Raw genomic sequence first — 3,679 nt, 5'->3', positions numbered from 1 at the left:
CTCGCACCAGAGCTGCACTTAGCGGTGAGGCTTCGTAGGCGGCGCTGGGGGTTCCGGCCAGGCGGTCTGCCGAACAGGGCAGGTCATGACTGGTGAAGGCGTACAGCACTCCGTCCTTGAGCATATGGCACCATAGCCAGGTGTAGCCCTCGACCGGGAAACGGCAGAACCGCAGGGTGATCGCGCTGGAGCCATCGGCGGACACCGACATGACCATGGCGGATTCGCTGTAGGCCTTGCTACCGCGGACGGCGACATCCTTTGACGGCGCCGCCAGCACTGGCCGGGCGAGGGCGAGAGCCGGGGTGGCGGCGAGCAGGGTGCGGCGGGCGATCATTTCGGCAGGCTCGTCGGTGGCAAGGGCGGGCGGGGCTGGTCGTCGGGCACGCCCATGGCGCGGCGCAGCCGGTCGATCGTGGCCTTGTTGGTGGCGAAGCTGGTGTCGGCGGGCGGCGGGTTCAGGACGTGCAGGTTCAGGAACTTCAGTGCGTCGCGCATGCGTGGCTGGATAGTCTTGCCCAGGTGGTCGGCCCCTCGCACCAGCCGGTACTCGTGCGGGATGCCGTGGTCCCACATGACCCGGTGGAGGAACTCCACGCCCTCATCCAGATGGAACATGTCGATATCGCCGACCTCGACATAGATCGAAAGGCCTGAGGCCAGGATCTTCTCCCGGTTATCCAGCACCATGTTGGCCGGGTTTGACTTGCGCCAGAACGCCCGATCCACCGGATTGCCAAAGATGGTTCCGAAGAACTGGTCGTTCCGCTGGAAGCGGTTGCGCATCTTCACATCATCGAAGCTGAGCGCCGGCTCGATCCCGGCTTCCAGCGCCGCCAGCCCGCCGAAGACCTCGGGATGGTTGAAGCCCAGCCTCAGGCTGCCGAGGCCGCCCATGGATATGCCGGTCACCACCGTCTTGCTGCGCTCGGGCGAAAGGCCATAACGCCGGCGAAGCTCGGGGATCATTTCCTTGACCAGGAAGGTCTCCCATTTCTGCGAGCCGTCGCGATAGTCCATGTAGAGCGAACGCCCGACATTCGGGGTCACCACGACCGCAGGCGGAAACTCCCCGGCGGCCCAGGCCGCCTCGACGATGGGGCGCATGCTCGTCAGGAAGCCGTTGTCGCCTCCGCCGCCATGCAGCATCAGCAACAGCGGCAGGCCCTTCGCGGCGTCGTAGCCGGCCGGTAGCAGCACCGAGACCTTGACCGGCGACGGCACAAGCTTCGAGCTCAGCTCGATGGTTTCCAGCCGGGCGGGCTGGGCATGGGCCGTTGCAGCCAGCCCGAACACAGCCAGGACCGCGAGAATGATCCGCAACATGGGCGCCTCCGATTTTTCCGGAGGCTACCATAGTCCCGGCGACTAGCTATAGCTCTGCAGAGGCCTCACCTCGAGCGGCGCCTTGGCGACCTCGGCGATCGCCTGCGCCGCCGCCAGGGCGGCCGGGGTGGTGGTGAAGTAGGGGATCTTCATCATCAGCGACGTGCGGCGGATCTCGAAGCTGTCCTTCAGCGACTGCTTGCCCTCGGTGGTGTTGAAGACCAGCTGGACGTCGCCGTTTTTCATGGCGTCCACGATGTGCGGGCGACCTTCGAGCACCTTCTTGACCAGCTCCACCTTGAGCCCTTGTTCGGCCAGATAGGCGCCGGTTCCGGCCGTGGCCAGCACCCGGAAGCCCTGGGCCAGCATCAGACGCACCGGCTCGGCGATCCACGCCTTGTCATCATCGCGCACCGACACAAACAGGCACCCCTTCTGCGGCAGGCGCGTGCCACCGCCGAGCTGCGCCTTGGCGAAGGCGCGGGCGAAAGCCGCAGCGGACGTGGTTTCGCCCTCGCGGATCCAGTCCAGGCCCATCACCTCGCCGGTCGAGCGCATCTCCGGGCCCAGGATGGTGTCGACGCCCGCGAACCGGGCGAACGGGAACACGGCTTCCTTGACCGCGATATGGTCGTAAGGCGCATCGACCAGGCCGAAGTCCGAAAGCGGTTTGCCCGCCATCAGCTTGGCGGCGATGGCAGCGACGGGCTGACCGATCGTCTTGGCGACGAACGGCACCGTTCGGCTGGCCCGGGGATTGACCTCGAGCACATAGATCCGGGGCGTGTCGCTCTGCGGCTCCTCGATGGCGAACTGCACGTTCATCAGGCCGCGCACCTTCAGGGCCCGCGCCATTTCCTCGGTCTGACGCTTCAATTCGGCGATGGTCTCGGCCTTGAGCGAGAATGGCGGCATCGAACAGGCGCTGTCGCCGGAGTGGACGCCCGCCTCCTCGATGTGCTCCAGCACGCCGGCCACGAAGACGGCGCCGGTGTCATCGCAAAGCGCGTCCACGTCCACCTCTGTGGCGCGGCTCAGATACTGATCGATCAGGACGGGGCTGTCGCCGGACACCTGCACGGCGGTGGTGATGTAGCGTTCCAGCTGCTCGTCATCGCGCACGATCTCCATGGCGCGCCCGCCCAGCACATAGGAGGGCCGGATCACCACGGGGTAGCCAACCTTGTGGGCCCCGGCGAAGGCCTCGTCACGGGAGCGGGCGATGGCGTTGACGGGCTGGGCGATGTTCAGGCGATGGAGCAGTTGCTGGAACCGCTCGCGGTCTTCGGCCAGGTCGATCGCGTCCGGCGAGGTGCCGAGGATCGGGATGCCGGCGTCCTCCAGCGGCTGCGCCAGCTTGAGCGGCGTCTGGCCGCCGAACTGGACAATGACACCCAGCAGCGTGCCCTTGGACTGCTCGACGTCGATCAGTTCAAGAACGTCCTCTGCCGTCAACGGCTCGAAGTAGAGTCGATCGGACGTGTCGTAGTCGGTGGAGACGGTCTCGGGGTTGCAGTTCACCATGATCGACTCGACGCCGATATCCTTGAGCGCGAAGGCGGCGTGGCAGCAGCAGTAGTCGAACTCGATGCCCTGGCCGATCCGGTTGGGTCCGCCGCCCAGGATGATCGCCTTCTTGCGATCAGTCGGGTCGCTCTCGCACTCAGGGACCTGGCCCAGCGCGCCGGTCTCATAGGTCGAGTACATGTAGGGCGTTTCGGCGCGGAACTCGCCGGCGCAGGTGTCGATCCGCTTGAACACCGGGCGTACGCCCAGGGCGCGACGGCGGGTGCGGACCTCGGATTCGGTCGAATGGATCAGCTTGGCCAGACGCGCATCGGAAAAGCCCAGCGCCTTGAGCCGGCGCAGGCCGGCGGGATCGGTGGGCAGACCCTGGCCGCGGACCTGGGCCTCTTCCTGCATCAGGGTTTCAATCTGCCGCAGGAACCAGGGCTCATAGGAACAGGCCGCGTGGATCTCCTCGCAGGTCAGGCCTGCACGGAAGGCCTGGGCGATCACCAGCAGGCGGTCCGGGGTCGGCGTGCCCAGCGCGCGCAGGATGGCGGCGTGGCCCATCTCCGGATCGTTGGCGCCGGGAATCGAAATTTCATCCAGACCCGTCAGACCGGTTTCGAGACCGCGCAGAGCTTTCTGCAGGCTCTCGGCGAAACAGCGGCCGATGGCCATCACCTCGCCCACCGACTTCATGGAGGTGGTCAGATAGGCCTCGGCGCCCGGATACTTCTCGAAGGCGAAGCGGGGGATCTTGGTGACCACATAGTCGATGCTGGGCTCGAACGAGGCCGGCGTGGCGCCGGTGATGTCGTTCATCAACTCATCGAGCGTGTAGCCC

The 3,679-nt window shown here is 66.2% G+C and carries 3 protein-coding genes; all 3 read right to left on the bottom strand.

Annotated elements, in window-relative coordinates:
• Positions 1-337: hypothetical protein (locus ACIQ42_RS17125; protein WP_397423445.1), on the bottom strand; the 337-nt coding region annotated here is incomplete at its 3' end.
• Entirely contained in the window at positions 334-1,326 is a 993-nt protein-coding gene (locus ACIQ42_RS17120) for an alpha/beta hydrolase (RefSeq protein ID WP_397423444.1), read from the bottom strand. The genes ACIQ42_RS17125 and ACIQ42_RS17120, both read right to left, overlap by 4 nt.
• A 42-nt stretch (positions 1,327-1,368) precedes the next feature.
• On the bottom strand, positions 1,369-3,679 hold a 2,311-nt coding region (carB, locus tag ACIQ42_RS17115), incomplete at its 5' end, for a carbamoyl-phosphate synthase large subunit (RefSeq protein WP_397423443.1).

Origin of the sequence: Phenylobacterium sp. (assembly GCF_044372605.1) — a bacterium.
Classification (GTDB): domain Bacteria; phylum Pseudomonadota; class Alphaproteobacteria; order Caulobacterales; family Caulobacteraceae; genus Phenylobacterium.
Note: the sequence above shows the minus strand (reverse complement) of the source record. Positions and strands in the feature narration are given on the sequence as shown.